19 protein-coding genes and 2 pseudogenes are annotated in these 22,876 nt (G+C 61.0%); 10 read left to right on the top strand and 11 right to left on the bottom strand.

Translation table 11 applies throughout. The annotated features are described in order from the left end of the window. Window position 1: 1 nt before the first annotated feature. Window positions 2–1,024 (bottom strand): protease SohB, encoded by a 1,023-nt coding sequence (gene sohB / locus QMK51_RS11650; RefSeq protein ID WP_258700243.1) that lies wholly within the window; start codon window positions 1,022–1,024, stop codon window positions 2–4. Window positions 1,025–1,227: 203 nt separating this feature from the next. On the opposite strand from sohB, the gene QMK51_RS11645 reads away from it, so the two are divergent. Then, entirely contained in the window at window positions 1,228–1,938 is a 711-nt protein-coding gene (locus QMK51_RS11645; protein WP_320394120.1) for a histidine phosphatase family protein, read from the top strand. A gap of 64 nt (window positions 1,939–2,002) precedes the next feature. Then, window positions 2,003–2,317, top strand: coding sequence for an SCP2 sterol-binding domain-containing protein (locus tag QMK51_RS11640; protein WP_320394119.1), 315 nt, complete (start codon window positions 2,003–2,005; stop codon window positions 2,315–2,317). A 79-nt stretch (window positions 2,318–2,396) separates the two neighbouring features. Here QMK51_RS11640 and QMK51_RS11635 read toward each other — a convergent pair whose 3' ends face one another. Beyond that, window positions 2,397–2,993: a hypothetical protein gene (locus QMK51_RS11635; protein WP_320394118.1), complete on the bottom strand. Its 597-nt coding sequence runs from the start codon at window positions 2,991–2,993 to the stop codon at window positions 2,397–2,399. Between the two features lie 324 nt (window positions 2,994–3,317). Between QMK51_RS11635 and QMK51_RS11630 the strand changes: the two genes are divergently transcribed. From QMK51_RS11630 to QMK51_RS11610, 6 genes and pseudogenes are all read left to right on the top strand, one after another. Continuing rightward, complete coding sequence (locus QMK51_RS11630) at window positions 3,318–5,165, top strand: amidohydrolase (protein ID WP_320394506.1); 1,848 nt, start codon at window positions 3,318–3,320, stop codon at window positions 5,163–5,165. A 280-nt stretch (window positions 5,166–5,445) separates the two neighbouring features. Continuing rightward, the gene (locus QMK51_RS11625; RefSeq protein ID WP_320394117.1) at window positions 5,446–7,164 is read left to right on the top strand and encodes a hydrogenase maturation protein; all 1,719 of its coding nucleotides are present in this window, start codon (window positions 5,446–5,448) and stop codon (window positions 7,162–7,164) included. 186 nt (window positions 7,165–7,350) lie between these two features. Then, window positions 7,351–8,214 (top strand): LysR family transcriptional regulator, encoded by an 864-nt coding sequence (locus QMK51_RS11620; RefSeq protein WP_320394505.1) that lies wholly within the window; start codon window positions 7,351–7,353, stop codon window positions 8,212–8,214. A gap of 114 nt (window positions 8,215–8,328) precedes the next feature. Next, window positions 8,329–8,533 (top strand): annotated as a pseudogene (locus tag QMK51_RS28960) (SRPBCC family protein); the annotation flags it as partial. Further along, complete coding sequence (locus QMK51_RS28955; RefSeq protein ID WP_413817523.1) at window positions 8,533–8,730, top strand: SRPBCC family protein; 198 nt, start codon at window positions 8,533–8,535, stop codon at window positions 8,728–8,730. The pseudogene QMK51_RS28960 and the gene QMK51_RS28955, both read left to right, overlap by 1 nt. Then, complete coding sequence (locus QMK51_RS11610) at window positions 8,727–9,818, top strand: SMP-30/gluconolactonase/LRE family protein (RefSeq protein WP_320394116.1); 1,092 nt, start codon at window positions 8,727–8,729, stop codon at window positions 9,816–9,818. The genes QMK51_RS28955 and QMK51_RS11610 overlap by 4 nt, the downstream gene beginning before the upstream one ends. Window positions 9,819–9,841: 23 nt before the next feature. Here QMK51_RS11610 and QMK51_RS11605 read toward each other — a convergent pair whose 3' ends face one another. Both QMK51_RS11605 and QMK51_RS11600 read right to left on the bottom strand, forming a co-directional pair. Beyond that, the gene (locus tag QMK51_RS11605; RefSeq protein ID WP_320394115.1) at window positions 9,842–10,102 is read right to left on the bottom strand and encodes a hypothetical protein; all 261 of its coding nucleotides are present in this window, start codon (window positions 10,100–10,102) and stop codon (window positions 9,842–9,844) included. A gap of 110 nt (window positions 10,103–10,212) precedes the next feature. Continuing rightward, window positions 10,213–10,455, bottom strand: coding sequence for a DUF465 domain-containing protein (locus tag QMK51_RS11600; RefSeq protein WP_258700236.1), 243 nt, complete (start codon window positions 10,453–10,455; stop codon window positions 10,213–10,215). A gap of 218 nt (window positions 10,456–10,673) precedes the next feature. Between QMK51_RS11600 and QMK51_RS11595 the strand changes: the two are divergent. Beyond that, window positions 10,674–10,751 (top strand): annotated as a pseudogene (locus QMK51_RS11595) (DUF305 domain-containing protein); the annotation flags it as partial. A gap of 39 nt (window positions 10,752–10,790) precedes the next feature. On the opposite strand, the gene QMK51_RS11590 reads toward QMK51_RS11595, so the two are convergent. The 7 genes from QMK51_RS11590 to QMK51_RS11560 all read right to left on the bottom strand — a co-directional run bounded on the left by QMK51_RS11590 (window position 10,791) and on the right by QMK51_RS11560 (window position 20,956). Next, window positions 10,791–12,902, bottom strand: a complete 2,112-nt coding sequence (locus tag QMK51_RS11590; RefSeq protein WP_320394114.1) for a PAS domain-containing sensor histidine kinase — start codon at window positions 12,900–12,902, stop codon at window positions 10,791–10,793. Between the two features lie 262 nt (window positions 12,903–13,164). Then, window positions 13,165–16,263 carry an error-prone DNA polymerase gene (locus tag QMK51_RS11585; protein ID WP_413817522.1) on the bottom strand — a complete coding sequence of 1,033 codons (3,099 nt, stop codon included), beginning with the start codon at window positions 16,261–16,263 and terminating at the stop codon, window positions 13,165–13,167. Next, window positions 16,239–17,654 (bottom strand): Y-family DNA polymerase, encoded by a 1,416-nt coding sequence (locus tag QMK51_RS11580; protein WP_258700233.1) that lies wholly within the window; start codon window positions 17,652–17,654, stop codon window positions 16,239–16,241. The genes QMK51_RS11585 and QMK51_RS11580 overlap by 25 nt, the downstream gene beginning before the upstream one ends. A 7-nt stretch (window positions 17,655–17,661) precedes the next feature. After that, complete coding sequence (gene imuA / locus QMK51_RS11575; RefSeq protein ID WP_258700232.1) at window positions 17,662–18,279, bottom strand: translesion DNA synthesis-associated protein ImuA; 618 nt, start codon at window positions 18,277–18,279, stop codon at window positions 17,662–17,664. Beyond that, complete coding sequence (gene lexA, locus QMK51_RS11570; protein WP_258700231.1) at window positions 18,279–18,896, bottom strand: transcriptional repressor LexA; 618 nt, start codon at window positions 18,894–18,896, stop codon at window positions 18,279–18,281. The genes imuA and lexA overlap by 1 nt, the downstream gene beginning before the upstream one ends. 187 nt (window positions 18,897–19,083) lie before the next feature. Continuing rightward, complete coding sequence (locus QMK51_RS11565) at window positions 19,084–20,052, bottom strand: Gfo/Idh/MocA family oxidoreductase (protein WP_320394112.1); 969 nt, start codon at window positions 20,050–20,052, stop codon at window positions 19,084–19,086. A gap of 16 nt (window positions 20,053–20,068) precedes the next feature. Then, window positions 20,069–20,956: a Dyp-type peroxidase gene (locus tag QMK51_RS11560; protein ID WP_320394111.1), complete on the bottom strand. Its 888-nt coding sequence runs from the start codon at window positions 20,954–20,956 to the stop codon at window positions 20,069–20,071. Window positions 20,957–21,232: 276 nt separating this feature from the next. On the opposite strand from QMK51_RS11560, the gene QMK51_RS11555 reads away from it, so the two are divergent. After that, window positions 21,233–22,858, top strand: a complete 1,626-nt coding sequence (locus QMK51_RS11555) for an NADP-dependent glyceraldehyde-3-phosphate dehydrogenase (protein ID WP_258700228.1) — start codon at window positions 21,233–21,235, stop codon at window positions 22,856–22,858. Window positions 22,859–22,876 lie beyond the last annotated feature (18 nt).

Below are 22,876 nucleotides of genomic sequence, written 5' to 3'. Positions count from 1 at the left end.
TTTACCAGAAGCGTTGTTGGGTCAAGCGGCTCCACCAGCTCAGTAAAACGCGATCGATCGAACCGCTGGCCGCGATGCCGATGCGTTCCTGCAGGCTTTTACGTTCGGTGTAATGCAGATGATAGAGCTCAGACTGTTTGGCTCGTTCGGCAAGGTATTCGTCGCTGGTCTTGAGCTCGTCCACCAGTTGCTTGTCGAGTGCCGAAACACCGAGCCAGATTTCACCGGTGGCCACTTCGTCGATGGCCAGTTGCGGGCGATAGCGGGAAACGAAGTTCTTGAACAACTGATGAGTGATGTCCAGCTCTTCCTGGAACTTCTCGCGGCCCTTCTCGGTGTTTTCGCCAAACACCGTCAGGGTGCGCTTGTACTCGCCGGCCGTCAGTACTTCGAAGTCGATGTCGTGTTTTTTCAGCAGGCGATTGACGTTCGGCAACTGTGCCACCACGCCGATCGAGCCGAGGATCGCGAACGGTGCGCTGATAATCTTCTCGCCGATGCACGCCATCATGTAGCCGCCGCTGGCCGCGACCTTGTCGATGCACACGGTCAACGGCACACCGGCTTCACGGATCCGCGCCAGTTGCGAGGATGCCAGGCCATAGCTGTGTACCATGCCGCCGCCACTTTCCAGGCGCAACACCACTTCGTCCTTTGGCGTGGCGAGGGTCAGCAGCGCGGTGATTTCGTGGCGCAGGTTTTCAGTGGCCGACGCCTTGATGTCGCCGTCGAAATCCAGCACGAACACCCGCGGCTTGGCCTCGGGTTTCTTCTTTTGCTTTTTCTCGGTTTTCGCCTGGGACTTGCGCAGGGCCTTGAGCTGATCCTTGTCGAGCAAGGTTTGCTCCAGGCGCTCGCGCAGCCCTTTGTAGAAATCATTGAGTTTGCTGACTTGCAACTGGCCGGTCGACTTGCGCCGGCCTTTGCTGCGCAACGCCGCAAAACTGGCCAGGACCACCAGAATGGCGATTACCAGGGTCACGGTCTTGGCCAGAAAAATGGCGTACTCGGACAAAAGCTCCACAGGGACTCCTTCAAGACGATGCGCGGCATAAACACGCGCGGGATACCTCCAGCATACCCATGCACCGGCCCGACGACCAGCCGTGAAACCTCTGGCAACAGGCCTGTAACGGGCATTTCAAACAAGCGTATGTTTTTTCATTGACAGCTCACCGCCATCCTCATAACCTCGCCAAACCTTCAACGTACCGGGATGACGCGGACGTGGGCAGCATCTACTTGATTCGACATGGCCAGGCCTCCTTTGGTGCAGACGACTATGACGTTCTGTCGCCGACCGGTATTCGTCAGGCAGAAGTCCTCGGCCAGCACCTGGCCGAACTCGGTGTCCGCTTCGATCGCTGCCTGTCGGGCGACCTGCGCCGCCAGCAACATACCGCCTGCAGCGCGCTGGAACAGCTCACCGCCGTCGGTTTGCCGGTGCCGACGCTGGAAATCGATTCCGCGTTCAACGAATTCGACGCCGACGCGGTGATCCGTGCCCTGCTGCCGGCCATGCTGGAAGACGAGCCCGAAGCGCTGGAGATCTTGCGCAACGCCGCGCAAAACCGTGCCGAGTTCCAGCGCATCTTCGCCCTGATCATCGAGCGCTGGCTCGCCGGCACCTATGACACACCGGGCCTGGAAAGCTGGCTGGGCTTCGTCGAACGTGTGCAGGCCGGTCTGCAACGGCTGCTCGAACACGCCGACAACACCCAGAAAATTGCCGTGTTCACCTCCGGCGGCACCATCACCGCCCTGCTCCACCTCATTACGCAAATGCCTGCCAGGCAGGCCTTTGAACTGAACTGGCAAATCGTCAACACCTCGCTCAACCTGCTCAAGTTTCGTGGTCGCGAGGTGGCCCTGGCTTCCTTCAACAGTCATACGCACCTGCAACTGCTGAAGGCCCCGGAACTCATCACGTTTCGCTGAGTCCGGACTATTGTGACCCTGGCTGTAATCACCCAGCTCTAATTACCCAAGAAAGGATCGAACCATGACCTCCGTAGCTGATGCCGTACAAGCAATGAAAGCCAAGTTCAACCCAGCCGCTGCTGCCGGTCTGGAGCTGGTATTCGGTTTCCGCATCGACGACACCAAGAACTTCTCGTTGATCGTCAAAGACGGCACCTGCGAGCTGCAAGAAGGCGAGAACCCGGACGCCCAGGTCACTCTGGTGATGGACGGCGAAACCCTGGAAGGCATCGTCAGCGGCGAAACCGACGGCATGCAAGCGTTCATGGGCGGCAAACTGCGCGCTGAAGGCGACATGATGCTGGCCATGAAACTGTCCGAGCTGTTCCCGGCGTAAGACGACGGCTCCCGCTCTCGGGAGCCTCTCTGGCTGCATGCGAATCCCGCCCATATGGCGGGATTCGTCGTTTCAGGGCTCAGCGAGTGCCGGCGTCATCCATTTCTTCGAAGACTTTGATATGTGCTTCCTGCTCTGGGTCTACGCTGTTGACCTCGGTCACTTCACCGTCATAGGTGAGGTTGCCTTCATCTCCGTCGAGCTGAACGCCGATGACAAACTTGCGATAGCTCACCTGCAGATAAAGATTGTAAAGATCCGCCGGCTTATCCGGGGCACTGAAGAAGCTGTAGTTGTAACGCACACGCCGGGTCAGTACCGGCCATGTATTCCAGACAGGCTGAGTATCCACTTCAGGTCGAACATCCTCCAGCGCCTCAATGGCCGCCTGGATCAGAAATTCATTGTCCTTGGCGGTGAAAACAAATGGCTTGCTGCGAGTCATGATGTACGGATTCAACTTGCCGTCGAGTTCCTGGGGCACATACATGCCATTACGAAACCACTTCGTGGCATCGAACGTTGGCTCACTACCCCCCGTAGCCCGAGTTGTCATCATCACGGTATCGGGGATGCTGTTGCCCTGACTGGCGTACAGATAAGTCCCGACCAGGCCGATGGCTATCAGCGCTGCGATCAAAATACCTTTCGGGTTACTGACTTTAAGAGATGTCACTGAGCAGTTGTCCTTGTCCTTCGGATCGAGCGGCAGCGTATGCCATCGTCTACGTCCGTGTTTGAGCCGGGCGGGGAATCTAACCGATCTGTCAGGCACTTAAAACAGGCCGCCAGCGGATTTGCGGTCTATATTCCTTGCTGGCCGCATGCGTCAGACATCGGCTGTTCAACCCCTGCTTCTTTTGTGAAGAACTGAGCGGAGAACACTGCCATGAGTCCACCTGACGAGCACAACGACTTCAGTCGCCGCCGTGTACTGCAAGGTCTTTCGGCAGGCGCCATCGGTGCCTGGATCAGTCCGCTAACCGCAGGGAGCAAAACCATGCCCGACACCCCCGCCGACCTGATTCTGTACAACGGACGCCTGCACACCGTCGACCGCAAGAAACCCCAGGCCAGTGCCGTCGCGATCAAGGATGGGCGCTTCGTGGTGGTCGGCAGCGATGCCCAGGCCATGGCCCTGCAAGGCCCCGGCACGCAAATCATTGACCTGCATGGGCGCACGGTGATTCCCGGCCTCAACGACTCGCACCTGCACCTGATTCGTGGCGGCCTGAACTACAACCTCGAACTGCGCTGGGAAGGCGTGCCTTCACTGGCCGATGCCTTGCGCATGCTCAAGGATCAGGCCGATCGCACACCCACCCCGCAATGGGTGCGGGTGGTCGGTGGCTGGAACGAGTTCCAGTTTGCCGAGAAGCGCTTGCCGACGATTGAAGAATTGAACAAGGCCGCGCCAGACACCCCGGTGTTCGTCCTGCACCTCTACGACCGCGCCCTGCTCAATCGCGCGGCGCTGAAAGTCGTCGGTTATACCCGCGACACGCCGAACCCGCCGGGTGGCGAGATCCAGCGCGATGCCAACGGCGATCCGACCGGCATGCTGATCGCCCGGCCCAACGCGATGATCCTCTACTCGACCCTGGCCAAGGGGCCGAAGCTGCCACTGGAATATCAGGTCAACTCGACCCGCCAGTTCATGCGCGAGCTCAATCGACTGGGCGTCACCAGCGCCATCGATGCCGGCGGCGGTTATCAGAATTACCCCGACGATTATCAAGTCATCCAGCAACTGGCCAAAGACCAACAGCTCACGGTGCGCATTGCCTACAACCTGTTCACCCAGAAACCCAAGGAAGAGCTGAGCGATTTCAAAAACTGGACCAACACCTCCCATTACGGCCAGGGCGATGACTTCCTGCGGCACAACGGTGCCGGGGAAATGCTGGTGTTCTCGGCAGCGGATTTCGAAGACTTCCTCGAGCCACGCCCCAACCTGCCGCAAACCATGGAGCAGGAGCTGGAACCGGTGGTGCGGCATCTGGTGGAGCAGCGCTGGCCCTTCCGCCTGCACGCGACCTACAACGAATCCATCAGCCGCATGCTCGACGTGTTCGAGAAGGTCAATCGGGATATTCAGTTCGACGGCTTGCCGTGGTTCTTCGATCACGCCGAAACCATCACTCCCCGGAACATCGAACGGGTCAAGGCCTTGGGCGGCGGCATCGCCATTCAGGACCGCATGGCGTTCCAGGGCGAATACTTCGTCGACCGTTACGGCGCGAAGGCGGCCGAAGCGACACCACCCATCGCGCGCATGCTCGCCGAGGGCGTACCGGTGGGCGCCGGCACCGATGCCACACGCGTCTCCAGCTACAACCCCTGGACGTCGCTGTACTGGCTGGTCAGCGGCCGTACCGTCGGCGGGCTGGCGCTCTACCCGCAAGGCTTGAGCCGCGATACGGCGCTGGAACTCTTCACCCACGGCAGCGCCTGGTTTTCTTCCGAACAAGGCAAGAAAGGCCAGATCAAGGTCGGGCAACTGGCGGACCTGATTGCGCTGTCGGCGGACTACTTTCACATCGAAGATGAAGCCATCAAGTGGATCGAGTCGGTGCTGACCATTGTCGACGGCAAGATTGTCTATGGTAGCGTCGAGTTCGAAAAACTGGGGCCACCGCCAATCCCGGTGGTGCCTGAATGGTCGCCGGTGGTGAATGTACCGGGGCACTGGAAACCCCTGGCGCCACTGACCGCGCAAGTGCACCAGTGCGTGGGCGCTTGCGCGGTGCATGCCCACAGCCATGAGCGGGCGCGGTTGTCGTCAGCGCCGGTCAGTGACTTTCAAGGGTTCTGGGGAGCGTTTGGCTGTTCCTGTTTCGCGTTCTGAACGAAATATCTCCAAACACCATCCATCCAATGTGTGCGGGCTTGCTCGCGAAAGCGGTTTGACATTCAACATCTTTGTTGAATGTCAGACAGCCTTCGCGAGCAAGCCCGCTCCCACATTAAACATGCGTCGTCCCTTCTGTCCCGAAGCACTCACTGACACAAGCTTGATCTCGATCACTTGTTCGCCACCGCACACTCTCTACTATCGCGCTTCCATCGAAGGCCACGGACGGCTCATTGGGAGCCTGCGGCCTATTATTCTCAAGGAAGAGTCAATCATGCGGTCATTGAAGATCATTCTGCTGGCATCGGCGTTCAACGGTCTGACCCAGCGGGCCTGGCTGGACTTGCGTCAGGCCGGTCACTCGCCCAGCGTGGTGCTGTTCACCGATGCAGACGCGGTGTGCGAGCAGATCGAACACTCCGGTGCCGACCTGGTGATCTGCCCATTTCTCAAGGATCGGGTCCCGCAGCAACTGTGGAGCAACCTCCAGCGTCCCGTGGTGATCATTCATCCAGGCATCGTCGGCGACCGTGGCGCCAGTGCGCTGGACTGGGCGATCAGCCGTGAACTCGGCCGCTGGGGCGTGACCGCGTTGCAAGCGGTGGAGGAAATGGACGCCGGACCGGTCTGGGCCACCTGTGAATTCAACCTGCCCCAAGACCTGCGCAAATCCGAGTTGTACAACGGGCGCGTCAGTGACGCGGCGATCGCCTGTATCCGCGAAGTCGTGGAGAAATTCATCGACGGACTCGCTCCAGTGCCCCTGGATTACAGCCAGCGCCATGTGATTGGCCGCTTGCAGCCGAACATGAAGCAAGCCGATCGGATCTTCAGCTGGCACGACAGCTCACGTTTCATCAAACGCTGCATCGACGCCGCCGACGGCCAGCCCGGCGTATTGGCGAGCCTGACCGGCGGTCAGTACTACCTGTATGACGCTCATCTGGATTCGCGCAGCGGCATGCCGGGGGAGATTCTCGCGGTGCACGACGATGCGGTGCTGGTGGCGACCGGTGATCACAGCCTGTGGATCGGTTCGCTGCGATGCAAACCCCGGCCCGGCGAAGAAACCTTCAAACGTCCGGCCCGGCATGTACTCGCCGAACAGCTTGCGCAGGTGCCGACCCTTGATTGGTCGATCGCCTCTGAGCCCTTCAACAACGAAAGCTATCAACCGATCCGCTATCGTGAATCAGGCCATGTCGGCGAGCTGACCTTCGAGTTTTACAACGGAGCCATGAGCACCGAACAATGCCAGCGACTGGTGGAGGCCCTGCGCTGGGCCAAGTCCCGGGACACCCAAGTGCTACTGATCAAGGGTGGACGCGGCAGTTTCTCCAACGGCGTGCACCTCAACGTGATCCAGGCCGCAGCGGTTCCGGGGCTGGAAGCCTGGGCCAACATTCAGGCGATCGACGACGTCTGCCAGGAACTGCTCAGCGCCCGGCAATTGGTGGTCAGCGGCCTGACCGGCAATGCCGGGGCCGGCGGCGTGATGCTGGCGCTGACTGCCGATATCGTCTTCGCCCGGTCCGACATCGTGCTCAACCCCCATTACAAATCCATGGGCCTGTACGGTTCCGAATACTGGACCTACAGCCTGCCCCGCGCCGTTGGCCAGGTGATGGCGGAAAAACTCACCGAAGACTGTCTGCCGATCAGCGCCACCCAGGCCTTGCAACTGGGCATGGTCCAGGAAATCGGCCCGCGCTGCCCGGACGAGTTTGGTCTGTGGTTATTGCAACGGGCCAACGGTGCGTTGAGTGATCCGGCGTACCGGGCGGTGCGTGAGCGCAAAAGCCAACTCGATACTCAATTGATGCAGCACTGCCGCAATGCCGAGCTGGAAGAAATGCATCAGGACATGGTGCAAAACCGCAAACAGTTCGCCGAGAAGTGCCGTAGCTTTGTGTTCAAGCGCAAGGCGTGTGGCACGCCACAGCGGTTGGTAGCCGATTGGGCGATTGTTCGGGATGTTGAATTGGCCGATTGATTTGCGGTGCCTGACAGGGCCTCTTCGCGAGCAAGCCCGCTCCTACATGGGTTGGGTGGTGGGTAAAGATATTTTTCACGCCACAGGTCGAATGTGGGAACGGGCTTGCTCGCGAAGAACGATAACGCGGTATCGGAAGACAAATGCTGCTCTTACAATGCCCGCACCTCCCACATCGGCCTGCCCATGGACATCGACCTCGCCCGCACCTTTCTGGAAATCGTCCGCCACGGCAGCCTGGCCGCGGCGGCCGAAAAGCTGCACGTCACCCAGACCGCGATCACCGCCCGCGTGCAGAAACTCGAAAGTCAGTTGGGCTGCACACTATTCGTGCGCAACCGCGCCGGTGCACGCCTGACACCGAACGGTGAGGCCTTTGTGGTTTACGCCAATCAACTGGTGCAAACCTGGGAAGCGGCACGCCGGGACTTGCCACTGCCCGAGGGCTACCGCGACGTGCTGCACATCGGTGGCGAGGTCAGTCTGTGCAACCCGTTGATGCTCAGTTGGGCGGGCGAGCTGCGCGAGAAGATTCCCAGCCACGCCTTGCGCATGGAAATCCGCGACGGCGAAACCCTGCTGCGGCAACTGGAGCTGGGGGTGCTGGATGCAGCGCTGGTCTATCAGCCCGAGTACTGGCCAGGCCTGCAAGTCGAGCAGGTGCTGGAAGAAAAGCTCATCCTGGTACGCCTGACCGGACGGCCCGACCCTTACGTGTATATCGACTGGGGCCCGGACTTCCGTCGCCAGCACGATGCCGCCCTGCCGGAAAAAGCCAAGGCAGCCCTGAGCTTCAACCTCGGACCGCTGGCCTTGCAATACATCCTGGAAAACGGCGGCAGCGGTTATTTCCGCACTCGAGTGGTCCAGAGTTACCTGGAAAGCGGCGTGCTGGAGCCAGTGCCAAAAGCCCCGGAGTTCAGCTACCCGACCTATCTGGTTTACTCCCGGGACCGTGACTCGGCGACCCTGCAACGAGCATTCGACCTGCTGCGTGAAGTGATCAAGACGGACGACGACTGGTCCCAGCGCTGGAACCCGTTGACCTGACGCCAAACAGGCGCCCTGCACCGGAGCATGGCGCTTGTGTCCTCAAGGTTCGGCGCGCCTGCGCGGCGGGATCGGCTAATCTGCTGGTTATAACAATAACCACAGGTGAACTCAGTGAGGCAGACCACCGAAGCGTTCCGCGCGCTACCGTGCCGACATTCATCCGCTCTACAACTCTTGGTTGCACGGCGCCTTTGTGTTGCTGTTCGGGGTGCTGGCCATCGGTGGGTTCTGGAGCACGGTGCATCAGGTGCAACCGCTGGAATGGCTGGCGGTGCCGCTGACCCTGTTGTTTTTCAACTTCGGCGTGTACGTCGTGTGACTTACGAGTGTGAGGTTGAGGGCGACGGCACGCGGTTTGTCCGCACCCTGGAATATCACTACAGCGGCTTGGGGATGCGCATAACCAATCGTCTGTTGCTCAAGCGGCGCATCGAGCGCGAATCGGCGGAGTCGATGCTGGCGTTACGCGAGATGGCCCAAAAACATCTGGCCCCGGCAGGAGTCAGTGCATGAAAAGCCCTCTCAAGTTTCGGCACTTGTTGCTGCTGATCATCGTGATTAGCGCCTTGCTGCTGTTATTGCCGACCAAGGTTCAGCCGGTCGCCTGGACTCCGCCACCGGCGCCCTCCCTCGCCGATGGCATCTACGCCGACAATCAGCGACTCAAAGGCGTGGAACGTGTCGGTGCCGCTGACATCGACGGCCCGGAGGCGTTGCTGCTGGAGAAAGACGTCCTCATCACCGGCCTGCATGACGGCCGATTGATTCGCACCAGCCTGGATGGCAAAACCACCCAGGTGCTGACTGATACCGGTGGCAGGCCATTAGGCCTTGCGCGGCATCCCAATGGTTTGCTGGTGATCGCTGACGGCATCAAGGGTTTGCTGTCGCTCGATGCTCAGGGCCGGTTGATTCCATTGACCACCACAGCCAACGGTGTGCCCTTCGGTTTTACCAACGACGTGGCCATCGACAAGCCCGGGCATTACGCCTATTTCAGCGATGCTTCGAGCCGTTGGGGTTACGGCAAGGATGGCGAGGCGATCATCGAGCACGGCGGCGACGGCCGTTTGCTGCGTTATGACTTCCAGACCGGCAAGACGACGGTCCTGCTGGAGAAACTGGAATTCGCCAACGGTGTGACCCTGGGGCCTGACGATGCGTTTGTGCTGGTCAACGAAACCGGCGCCTATCGCATCAGCCGCTATTGGCTGACCGGGCCGAAAGCCGGAACCCACGATCTGTTCATCGACAATTTGCCGGGGCTGCCGGACAACCTGGCATTCAATGGCCGCGACCGTTTCTGGGTGGCGCTGTATGCACCGCGTAATGCACTGCTTGACACCTTGGCGCCCTACCCTCTGCTGCGCAAGATGATCGTGCGGGCAATGACAGTTCTGCCGATACCGGTGGAGAAACGCGCCTTCGCCCTGGGCCTGAACCTCGACGGCAAAGTGATAGCCAATCTGCAGGACGCCAGCAGCGGCAATTATTCACCCATTACCACGGTACGCGAGTATGGGGACTGGTTGTATCTGGGGTCGCTGAAAGCGCGGCACATGGCGCGGTTGCCGTTGAGTACGGCGTTGAAATTGAAATAGGCATGCGATCTTTTGATCTTGAATCAACGCGGATCCATCTCACCCTCGCGTACCGCATTGTCTGTCTTTTCGCGCACTCGCTGCGGGTCGATGTCAGTGACGTCGTCCTGCTCCAGAGGCCTTATATCTTCGTTATCCGGCAGTTCATCGATGCCCGGCTCTTCCTCCGGGTTGACGGTAGTGCGTCCCGGACTCAGGGGTTCAGGATGGGTCGGGATCGGGTCGTAGCCGCCCTGTTCTTCGCTGGGGTACTTTTCTTTATTGGGAAAGGCTGAATGGGGCATGGGGCACCTCGCGTGGAGCCGTAACGTCGGACTCTGATCGTTCGAGGTGCCGGTATTGATCCCCGTTCCAATTTTTCAGTCACCGGTCGTCGGTGGCTCGACATGGCACATCAGGACGATGAGTGAAGTTGTTGGACGATCTTGTCTTTCACCTGCAAGCGCTTCTCTTTGAGTTTCTTCAGTGCCTCATCGCTGGGCGCATCTGATTGTGCGGACTCGGCCTTCAACACCTCCGCGTCTGCCTGCGAATACTTGTTGATCAGTGAATCCAGTAACGGATCCTTGGTGCGTTTTTGCTGGATCTCTTCCTTTGAAAGTTTCAGATCCTGATACAGATCATGAGTCACCGGCATGGAACACCTCCGTTGGTTAATCGGTAGCAAGCGCGATCGGCTGCGCTCACCAGCTATCAGAATGGCCTTGCTTACCGTGTTCTGTCGACCGCCTATCAGACCAGCGGTGTCCGTTCGTCGCCCTGTCGCAAAAGCGATAAAACCTTTGCCCGAGCGCCAATCTCCATTGAGTGACGATCATTCGAATCGCCCATCCAAACCTGTGCGGAGAATGACCAATGGACGGATTCAACGTGCGTCAACTCACCCTTGCCGTAGCCTTGAGCACCGGCATGGGCACAGCTTTTGCCGCCACCTGCTCCCACATGAATTGCACAGTCAATGCAAATCCGGAATCAACCATTCAGCACGCTGCGGATCTTGCTCAATAGCGCTTCAGGGCCATAAGGTTTGCTCAGCAAATAAGTGTCGGAGCTGAGTTGGTGATTGCGCGAAATAATGTCCCGGGTGTGGCCGGAGGTAAACAGCACCGCCACCGGAGGATCCTGCACCTTGGCCCAGGCGGCCAGATCCGAACTTTTGATCAAGCCGGGCATGACCACATCGGTGAAGATCAGGTCCACCGTCACGCCATCGAGCAACATCTGCATCGCCAGATCACCGTTAGCCGCGGTCAGGACCTGATAGCCCTCTTCACGCAACAAATCCACCGCCGAGCCGCGCACCGCTTCGTTGTCCTCGACCACCAGAATGGTTTCGTGCCCGCCCCGGTGCTGCGGATCATGGCGCGTTGTTTCATCGAGCAACGGACGCAAGCTGCGAGGAAAATACAGCTGCACCCGAGTGCCTTGTCCGACGCCGCTGGAAATCTCGATGTGCCCGCCACTCTGTTTGACGAAACCGAACACCATACTCAACCCCAGGCCAGTGCCCTGACCATCGGCCTTGGTGGTAAAAAAAGGTTCAAAGGCCTGTGCGAGCACTTGAGGCGACATGCCAACGCCCGTGTCAGCCACCGCAACGCAAACATAGTCGCCGGCGGCGATGCCCTTGCCTGCGCAAAACTTGCGGTCGAGGGCAATGTTCTCGGCGCTCAGGGCAATGGTCCCCTCGCCACTCATGGCGTCTCGCGCGTTGATCGCAAGGTTGAGAATGGCGTTTTCCAGTTGATTGCCGTCGACATAGATATGCCAGGGATTCGGTGAAAGGGTCACATTGATCTGAATGGTCTCCCCCAGCGCCCGCTGCAACAATTCCCCCAGCCCTTCAAAAATCTGCCGTGGATCGCAGACGGCTGGCGACAGGGGCTGACGACGGGCAAAAGCGAGCAACTGTGAAGACAGTTTGGCACCGCGCTCGACCGCGGCAATCGAGGCACTGACCCGCCGTTGCACGTTGGCGTTGTCCGGCTCGTGACGCGCCAGCAAGTGCAGGTTACCGGCGATCACCTGTAACAGGTTGTTGAAGTCATGGGCCACGCCGCCGGTGAGACCGCCGATGGCTTCAAGTTTTTGCGACTGACGCAACTGCTCTTCGGCCGCCAGTCGCGCTTCGACTTCGTCGGCGACTCGCTGCTCCAGGTTGCGGGTGAATTTGAGCAACGATTCTTCGGCGATCTTGCGCTCGTGGATGTCGATCAACACCCCCGGAAAGCGGAATGCTTCACCTTGCTCGTTGAATTCGCAACACCCGCTGGCGAGCACCCACAGGTAACTGCCATCGGGACGCAGAACCCGATATTCGGCGTTATAGGGGATGCCGGTTTCCACCGACTGATTGAGCCGCTCCTGAACCCAACTGCGGTCGTCGGGATGAATCTGCATTTCGGCGATGAGGGGTGGCAGGTTGGCCAGGTCCTGATCAGGCGGGTAGGAAAATGTGCGGGCGAAGCGTTCGTCGCCAGACAATACATCGGCCTTGATGTCCCAGACGAACGAGCCGAGCAAAGCCCCGGCATTGAGGGCCAGGCGAACCTTTTCGTTGTCGGCGCGGTAAGCGTTTTCGGCTTCTTGACGCCGGCGTTCGGAAATCACATGGTCAGTGGTGTCGACCACCATCGCCATGACCCCGGCAGGGTGTCCGTCATCATTGGCGACGGGACTGTAATAAAGATCCATCCAGACGTCTTCGGGGACACCGTCACGCAACAGCACCAAGGCTTTGTTGTGATAGGACAAGGTCCCGCCCGCAAGGCAGATATCCACCACATGCCGATTGAATTCGGCGACCTCTGGCCAACCCAATTCCACCGGGGAACCCAGCAGGTAAGGATGGCGCCCACCGGCAAACCTCGAGTAGGCATCGTTATAGATCATGTAACCGGGTCGGCCCCACAGCATCACCATCGGCAGCGGTGAGGCGAGCAATAACTGCACCGCGCTGCACAGGCTCCCGGGCCAGGTCTCGATGGGCCCCAGCTCGGTCAGGCTCCAGTCGAACGCGCGAATGCGTCCGGCCATTTCGCCGCTCCAGCCAGTACATCCGTGACTATTGTCTAGAAACTGCATCGACTGGCCTATGTCCTGTGAATGACATGTCTTCAGGCAGTGCAACGGCGTGAGGAGACGGTGCGTGCCCGTTTGTTTCGAGCACCGCCAACGCCAATGGTTTCATAGAGGTATAGCTGATTCTCGCGTGGCCTCTAAGTGGCCCGTACAACAAGCCCGCCAGATGCCCTGCCGATAGCAGTCGCGTACTGGTACGCCGGCAATCGGGTGACCGACACTGCTTCGGCAGCGCCTGCGCGCATATTCGGTCAATAGCGCAGGTTCAGCGGAAATCCCGGCTGCGCACATGGATGCCATCAAGCAATGAACTCAGATCGCTCAAGCGCCCGGCAATCAGGTGCCGCACCTCGCCTTCCTTTTCCCAGCGCCCATCGACCTTGAGCAATTGCGAGCCGACCAGTACCTGCCGTTGCCGTTCAGCCAAGTCGCGCCAGACCACCACGTTGACGTTGCCAAACTCGTCTTCAAGGGTCACGAAGGTCACGCCGCTGGCGGTCCCCGGACGCTGCCGACCGGTGACCAGCCCGGCGACGCTGACAGGACGCCCATGCTCGACCGCCAGCAATTCCCTGGAACTGCGACAGCGCCGGGCCTTGAGTTCACCCCGCAGCAACGCCAGCGGATGCGGACCGAGGGTGGTGCCGACGCTGGCGTAATCGGCTTGCAGGTCCTCGCCCACGGTGGGTTTGGGCAGAGACACCGCCGGCTCTTCCTGACTCGGCAAACCGGCAAACAAACCGAGTTGTTTCTGTACCCCCGCCACTTCCCAGCGCGCCCGATGCCGGTCACCGGCCAGCCCGCGCAGTGCACCGGCATCGGCCAGTTGCTCCTGGGCGCGGGCATCGAGTCGTGCCCGTTCGCCAAGGTCGGCGATGTCGGCAAACGCCCCTTTCGACCGTGCGACCTCAATACGCCGGGCATCGTCCTCGCGAAAGCCCTTGATCATCCGCAACCCCATGCGAATGGCCGGCTGCGCGCCGATGATCGGTTCCAGGCTGCAATCCCAATCACTGGCTCGCACGTCCACCGGGCGAATCTGCAAATGATGTCGGCGAGCGTCCTGGAGAATCTGGTCGGGGCTGTAGAAACCCATGGGCCAGCTATTGATCAACGCACAGGCGAAGGCCGCCGGCTCGTGGCATTTCAACCAGCAACTGGCGTAGGTCAGCAAGGCGAAACTGGCGGCGTGGGATTCGGGAAAACCGTAATCGCCGAAGCCTTTGATCTGCTCGAAGATCTGCGCGGCGAACTCCGCCGTGTAGCCGTTTTTTTTCATTCCATCGGCCAGACGCTCCTTGTGCGGTTCCAGTCCGCCATGGCGTTTCCACGCGGCCATGGAGCGGCGTAATTGATCGGCCTCGCCGGGGCTGTAGTCGGCGGCAACAATCGCAATCTGCATCACCTGTTCCTGGAACAGCGGCACGCCCAACGTACGTTTCAGCACCGCTTCAAGTTCTTTCGACGGGTATTTCACCTCTTCCTCGCCCTTACGCCGTCGCAGATAGGGATGCACCATCCCGCCCTGAATCGGCCCCGGACGAACGATCGCCACCTCGATCACCAGATCGTAGAAGTTCTTGGGCTTGAGCCTCGGCAGCATCGACATCTGTGCCCGGGATTCGATCTGGAACACCCCGATGGTGTCCGCATGGCCAATCATCTCGTAGGTTTGCGGGTCTTCGGCCGGCACCGTCGCCAGGCTCAGGTCACGGCCACGGTGCCGACGCAGCAGGTCGAAACAACGGCGAATCGCGCTGAGCATGCCCAGCGCCAGAATATCGACCTTGAGCAACCCGACCGCATCCAGATCGTCCTTGTCCCACTGGATGATGGTGCGCTCGGCCATGGCGGCGTTTTCCACTGGCACCAGGCTGTCCAGAGGCTGTTCGGAAATCACGAAACCGCCAGGGTGCTGGGACAGGTGCCGGGGGAAACCGATCAACTGCCCCGTCAGGCTCAGCACCCGGCGCAACACAGGGCTGTCGGGATCGAAACCACCTTCACGCAAGCGCTCGACGGGCGGCGCCTGATCACTCCAGTGACCGCAACAATCGGCCAGGGCGTTGACCTGATCCGGCGGTAAACCCAGTGCCTTGGCCACATCGCGCACTGCGCCGGCACCATGGTAAGTGCTGACCACCGCCGTCAGCGCCGCACGGGCCCGGCCATAGCGCTGAAACACGTACTGCAGGACCTCTTCGCGGCGCTCGTGCTCGAAATCCACGTCGATGTCCGGCGGTTCGTTGCGCTCTTTGGAGAGAAAACGCTCGAACAGCAGCGTGCTCCGCTCCGGATCGATCTCCGTGATCCCCAACACGTAGCACACCGCCGAGTTGGCGGCAGAACCTCGCCCCTGACAGAGAATGTGTTGCTTGCGGGCGAAATTCACAATGTCGTGAACCGTCAGGAAGTAGCTTTCGTACCCCAGCTCGGCAATCAGCTCCAGTTCCTTGTCGATCTGCGCCAACACCTCGGCCTTGGGGCTTTTTTCCCAGCGCCACCGAATACCCTTTTCTGCCAAAACCCGCAGCCAGGACGTGGCCGTATGACCGTCGGGCACCAGCTCCCGGGGATATTGATAACGCAACTGACCGAGGTCGAAGGTGCAGCGCCGGGCGATGTTCAGCGTTTCGTCGAGCAGGGCCTGCGGATAGAGATCGCGCAAGGCGTCGAGGCTGCGTAAATGTCGTTCGCCATTGGGGTGCAGACGCAATCCGGCGTCGGCCACCGGCAGGTGATGGCGAATCGCAGTCATGGTGTCCTGCAGGGCGCGTCGGCCACGGGCGTGCATGTGCACATCGCCGCTGGCCACCGCCGGGATTCGCAGTTCCCGCGCCAGGGTCAGCAGCGCCGCCAGTCGCCGGGTGTCGTCCTGCCCGCGATGTAACTGAACACTCAGCCACAGGCGCTCGGCGAAGGTCTGTTTCAGCCAGTGGCCCTGCGCAAAGTCATCGACTGTATCTGGCGCCCACAACACCAACAGCCCCGGCAACGGCTCGCCGAAATCCTCCCGCAGCACCTGATACTGGCCTTTCTGCGTGCGGCGCCTGGCGCGGGTAATCAGTCGGCACAGGGTTTGGTAACCCTCGAGGTTTTCCACCAGCAGCACCAGTTTCGGGCCATCTTCGATGCGCATTTCGCTGCCGATGATCAGCGCCAGCTCCACGGCCTTGGCCGCCTGCCAGGCGCGGACGATACCCGCCAGCGTGCACTCATCGGTGATCGCCAGCGCTCGATAGCCCTGCTTTTTCGCCCGTTGAAAAAGCTCAAGCGCACTGGAAGCACCGCGCTGGAAACTGAAGTTCGACAGGCAGTGCAGTTCGGCATAGTCGACACTCATGCGAACCAGCCTTGCAGCCACAACGGACCGTTTTCACCCACCGCCCGATAGGCCCAGCCCTGCTGACCGGTACGGGTTTCGATCAGGTAGTAATCGCGGCGTACGTCGTCGCCGTCCCACCAACCCGACTCAATGCGCTCCGGCCCCATGAGGATGCGCGTCGAGCCTTCGTGTATCGCCTGCGGTTCAATCAGCAACCAGCCCGGACGTTGCACGGCCGGCAGTACCCCACAGCCCTGGCTGTCGACAGTGGCCTGCCACGCGCACTCCGGCCGGTGATCGGCCTGGAACCGCAAGCCCTGCACCGCGTCATCCCCCAGCCGTGCGCGCAAGCGTTCGCGCAGTTGCTCCCAGGGCAAGGATTGCTGCGGACGATCGTCGAACAGCTCCTGGCACTGAGGGACGAAGGCCGGTAAATCTTCGGCCCGCAGACGAAAACCGCGCACCGGGGCCTCGACCTGAACCTGCTCCAGCCTTCCTCTGGCCAGTTCGAACAGCATCGCCGGATCGCGCTCGGCGCTGAGCAGGCCGACCTTGATCAGCGTGTCCGGCAACCCGGCGTGTTCAAGGTGCAGGTCAAAACGCTGCACACCGCTGTCTCGACCACAGAGGAACGCCGACAGATCGCCGGTCAGCCTGCGCAATGGAAACAGCAACGCCTGATGAGACTGCACATCGAAGTTGAGCTCGATGCGTACATCGAACCGGTCCGGCGGCAGATAAAACGCCAGCGCCAGCCGCCGTTCACCGAACAGGCTGTCCAGATGCTTGAGCACCTGCGCCTCGAAACGCCGGGCCAGACTATGCCGGGGCAGCGCCTGCACCTGACTCAACGTGCGCAGCCCCATGCGCGACAATGCCGTGGCAACGCCTGGCTCCAGAGCGACCCGGTCGACGGGCAACTGCCCGAGGTGGTGCTGCAAGGCTTCATCGTCCGGCACCACCAGACCGTCATAAACGTTGGCCAGCACTCGCGCCGCCACCGGGTTGGGCGCAGCGACAATCCGGTGACGAAACCCCAGCTCAGCGAGCTCGGCGCGCAACCGCGCCTCGAACTGCGGCCAGGGCCCGAACAAGCCCAGGCTGGATTCGATTTCAAACACCACGGCTCGCGGGTAATGCACGCTGACCTGGGAACTGAACCGATAGGCCCAGGCGGCCAGGAACTGCTGCCAGTGTTCGATCTCGGCGGCATCGTATTCGGCGGTGACGAACCCTTTGCTCAAGGCCTGGGCGGCGGTCATCGACTGACCGGGCCGCAAGCCCAGCGCCCGCGCCGAACCGTTGACCGCTTGCAACACCCGACGCTGGGCCGGGCCGGTCAGCAGCGCCAACGGCTCATCGGGGTCGGGGCGCTGACGCAGTACCGCGTCCAGCGCCAATTGTGGGAAGAGAATGCAAACCCAGCGCATGGCAACCTCAATGCCCCACAGCAAAGGCAATCGGCGCCGAACGGGCCAACCCGCCCCGGCACTTGAGCACCCGCAACTGAGCAGGTTTGGCGTCAATGGCAATGCGCAAGGCCGCTGGCGACGGGTTGATGGCCTCACTGAGCGGGCGATAGGCGAACGCCAGGGTCTGCCCGGTTTCCGCCGCCACCTGCAAACGTCGTAACGCCCGATCGTCGGCCTTGTGCGGCCAGCACAGCACCGCCCCGCAACTGCCCGAACGCAGGCATTGTTCCGCCGCCCATAGCGCATCGCGCTCACTGGCCTGGATGATCGACAGCTGGCGCAGATCGACCCCGGCGTTCTGCCAGGCCTGGGGATACGGCACGTAAGGCGGCGCCACCAGCACGATGCGCTCACCTGCCGCCGACAGCCGCGCCAGCGCCGGCCACACCAGTTGCAACTCACCCACGCCCTGCCCGGCCAGGAGGATTTCGCTCAGCGCCGCTTCCGGCCAGCCACCGCTCGGCAATGCCGCATCCAGCGCCGCATGCCCCGTGGGTTGCGGGCTGACGGCCGGTGGCGCAGGTCGGCCCTTCCAGACCTGGCCACCATTGAACAGCGTATCCAGCGCAACGACGGCGCCCATCACCCTTGCCTCACCAGGCCGCAGAACACGCCTTCGATGGCCAGGTCCTGATCGGCTCGAACAATGATCGGCTGGTAAGCCGGATTGCGTGGTAACAGGCGAACAGAATCGCCAACCCGCTCGAAACGCTTGATGGTGACTTCACCGTCGAGCCGCGCCACGACGATCTGGCCGTTGAGCGCCTCGGGGTTGCGCCGCACGCCCACCAGGTCGCCGTCGAGAATGCCGTCCTCGATCATCGAGTCGCCCTGGACCCGCAGCATGTAATCCGGTACCCGCGAGAAGATCGACGGATCGAGCAGCAAACGGCTGTGGACCTCGGCATCGGCACCAATTGGCGCACCAGCCGCCACGCGGCCGAGCACCGGAACATCCAGCAGCTCGGGCCGCGGCGGCTGGTTCAATAAGCGGATACCGCGCGCCTGATGCGGGTTGACCTCGATGAAACCGGCTTCGGTCAGCGCCAGCACGTGCTTGCGCGCCACGCTACGGGAGGCGAAACCAAAGGCCTCGCTGATTTCAGCGAGGCTCGGGGGCTGACCATGTTCGGCGATTCGATCGCGGATGAAGGTCAGGATAGCGGTACGGCGGGGAGTTAAAGTCGTCATGGAGTACATTTGTACTCTTTTGAGTTTTACCTGACAAGGACCGCCAGTCAGCGCAGGAGCTGCCGAAGGCTGTGATCTTTGATGTTGAGAGAAGGGAAAGCACGCCCCCAAGATCAAAAGATCGCAGGCTGCGCCAGCTCCTACACGGTTATGCGCCCCCACCAGCAGGAGCTACCGAAGGCTGCGATCTTTTCTTTCAGCCGCGCTTGAGGATCTGGTCCATCACCCAATCGGTTTTCAACGCCTGTTCGGCCACCGCCGGGTGTTGCGCTTCGCCACGGATGTGGGCGTTCATGCCCAACACGTGGTGCCACTGGACGTGTTCGTGATGCTCGATGTACAGACTGAGGTGTTCATCGGCTTCAAGCTGCACCGGGTGTTCGTCGAACACCGAAAAGCTGATCCGGCCTTGGCTGCCGATCACCTCCACCCGATCCTCGCGACGGTCCGCCACGAAATTCCAGCAGCCCATGCCCAACGCCCCGGATGCAAAGCGCCAACTGGCGCTGACGGCGTCTTCGGCGGCGTAGAGGCCAGACTGGTGCGCGGTGAAACCAGCGACCTCGACGATATCGCCCAACAGGTACTGGAACAGGTCGAAACCATGGCTGGCGAGGTCGGCGAAGTAACCGCCACCGGCAATCGCCGGGTTGGTGCGCCAGTTGTCTGTGCCGCCAAGATCACTCGGTGAAGGCGCTTTGGTCAGCGTCCAGGTCAGGTGCCGAACGTCGCCGATCCGCCCCTGGGCAAGCCATTGCCGCACTTGCTGGAAGCGCGGCAACGAACGTCGGTAATAGGCAACGAACAGGTGCAGTCCCGCATCGGCAAAGGCCTCTTGCATCTCACGGCTTTGCCCGGCATTCAGCGACATTGGTTTTTCGACGCAGCAATGTTTGCCGGCGGCCGCCACTTGCAGGCTGTAGGCGTAATGGCTGTCGGGTGGGGTGGCGATGTACACCGCGTCCACCTCGGGATCATTGATCAGCGCTCTAGCGTCGGTGTAGACCCGGGCAATGCCGTGGCGCGCGGCGTAATCGGTCACCGCCTCCAGACGCCGCCCCATCACAGCCACCAGCGCCGAGCCGGGCACCTTGTAGAAGGCCGGTCCACTCTTGCGCTCGGCCACACTGCCACACCCGATCATGCCCCAGCGCACCACGTTCATAGTCACTCCCGCAGGTTTAGCCGATGCGCAGTGCGCGCAGGTCGAGGCGACCGTCCTTGAGCGGTGGGCACCAGTAGTAGCCGCCAGTGATCGGTCGGCTGATGCGATACAAGCCGTCGGTGATGCCATCTTCCAGACCGCTCATGCGCCGCAGTTGGGCTTCGAACGCATCGAGGGAAAAACCGAAAGCCAGGAACATCAGGCCGGCGCGATCGCCTTCGATCCACGGCATCGAGCGACGGACCACGAAGGCTTCAGGTGCGAAGCTTTCCTGGGCGGTACGTTTGACGTGGGCGGAGATCGGCGCGTCGTCGAGTTCTTCGTTGTCGCTCAGGCGCCGCCCCATGATGTTGTCCTGCTCATGGGACGCCATCGCGTGAAAGCCCTTCAGGTCATGCTGCCACTGCTGGATCGCGGCGAAGCTGCCACCGACCAGCCCCTCAGCGCCCTCACCCAGCAACGCAGCCGCTACAGCGGCTTCGTCGTGAGGGTTTTCGGTGCCATCTTCATAACCGGTCAGGTCATGGCCATTCATGTGGCGGAAGGTTTCGTTCATCTGCACCAGGAGCAGGGCCGGTGCCAATGCGGCTTCGATCGCGCGGCTGCGGTTGAGCAATTCGCCACGGTCAACACCGTGCAGCCAGCACCAGAGCGCGTGTTGGGTCGACGGGTTGTCGACGCCGACACCGACCAGCGCAGGAAAGGCCCGCAACCCGTCGATCTGCGCGTGCAGCGCCTTGACCAGGGATTCACCGAAACCGACCACCGCCGATTTTCCGTCCACCAGGCGCATCAGGTTATCCAGCGCAGCCGGCAGTGCCTCGGCGGATTCAAGTGCGAAGAACATATGACGAGCTTGAGGCGGAACGGGGGTGGCGAGAATGCCCGGCTGGTAATAACTCATATGAACTCCTTTAGAAAGAGCGTGAAGTTTAACTGGGGGATCGTTACTTGTGTGTTTTCAGGGCAAAAGATCGCCGCCGAACGCAGCCTCGCGGGCTCGGCAGCTGCTACGGGGAGTTTCATTACAAAACGCGCGCAGGCTCCAGCGCTTGAAAGCCCGGCGAAAGCAGCACACATTGCTGTAACCATGTGATGAGTCGATGAGTCATGACAAGCGAGGCCAAGGTCTGCTAAAACGATTCATCAGTGCATCACCCAATCCACACGGGGTAGCGACATGACCACAGCACCGATCCTTGGCAACCTGTTTCCCACCGCCGACAGCATCCCGGAAAAATACCGCCTCAACGGCCAGACCGAGCAACGAGAATACCTGGTCGATGGCGAACTGAGAACCTGGTCCGGGTCCCTCGCCCAGGTCCGCAGCCCGGTGTACCTGAGTGGCGCGAATGGCGATGAACAAGTGATCCTCGGCAGCACGCCGCTGCTCGATGCCGACACTGCACTGACCGCTCTGGACGCGGCCGTCCGCGCCTACGACCGCGGCCAGGGCCTGTGGCCAACCATGCGCGTGGCCGAGCGCATCCAGCATGTCGAAACCTTCCTCGGGCGCATGCGTCAGCAGCGCGAGGCAGTGGTCAAGTTGCTGATGTGGGAGATCGGCAAGAACCTCAAGGACTCGGAAAAAGAGTTCGACCGCACCTGCGACTACATCGTCGACACCATCAACGCCCTCAAGGAACTCGACCGCCGCTCCAGCCGCTTCGAACTCGAGCAGGACACCCTCGGCCAGATCCGCCGCGTTCCGCTGGGTGTGGCGTTGTGCATGGGGCCTTACAACTACCCGCTGAACGAAACCTTCACCACACTGATTCCGGCGCTGATCATGGGCAACACCGTGGTGTTCAAGCCGGCCAAGCTTGGGGTGCTGTTGATTCGCCCGCTGCTGGAAGCCTTTCGCGACAGCTTCCCGGCCGGGGTAATCAACGTCATTTACGGCAGCGGCCGCGAGACTGTCAGCGCGCTGATGGCAAGTGGCAAGATCGATATCTTTGCGTTTATCGGCACCAACAAGGCCGCCAGCGACCTGAAAAAACTCCATCCAAGACCTCACCGCTTGCGCGCGGCGCTGGGCCTGGATGCGAAGAACCCCGGCATCGTCCTGCCAGAGGTGGATCTGGACAACGCGGTCAGCGAAGCCGTCACCGGCTCCCTGTCGTTCAACGGTCAGCGCTGCACCGCACTGAAAATCCTCTTCGTCCACGAAGACGTGGTCGAAGCGTTCATCGAGAAATTCAACGCCAAACTCGCCTCCCTGAAACCTGGCATGCCATGGGACAGCGGCGTGGCGCTGACGCCGCTACCGGAGTCGAGCAAAGTCGATTATCTGCATTCGCTGGTAGCGGACGCGGTCAGCAAAGGCGCAGCCGTGATCAACCCCAATGGCGGTGAAGCCCGCGCATCGTTCTTCTACCCGGCCGTGTTGTACCCGGTGACACCGCAGATGCGCGTCTACCAGGAAGAACAGTTCGGCCCGGTCGTGCCGATCGTGCCGTACCGTCATCTGGACACCGTGATCGATTACGTCCTGGAATCGGACTTCGGCCAGCAACTGAGCATCTTCGGCACCAACCCGGTGGCGGTCGGCAGGCTGGTGGACACTTTCGCCAACCAGGTCGGCCGCATTAACCTCAACGCCCAGTGCCAGCGCGGCCCGGACACCTACCCGTTCAACGGTCGCAAGAACTCCGCCGAGGGCACGTTATCGGTGCACGATGCGCTGCGAGTGTTTTCGATCCGGACCCTGGTGGCGACCAAGTTCCAGGAAAGCAGTAAAGAGCTCATCAGCGAGATCATCAGCGGACGAAACTCGAGCTTCCTGACCACCGACTATATCTTCTGAGGACACCGAGCCTGAGCA

The sequence above is a fragment of the Pseudomonas sp. P9_31 genome, assembly GCF_034008235.1.
Lineage (GTDB): Bacteria > Pseudomonadota > Gammaproteobacteria > Pseudomonadales > Pseudomonadaceae > Aquipseudomonas.
Note: the sequence above shows the minus strand (reverse complement) of the source record. Positions and strands in the feature narration are given on the sequence as shown.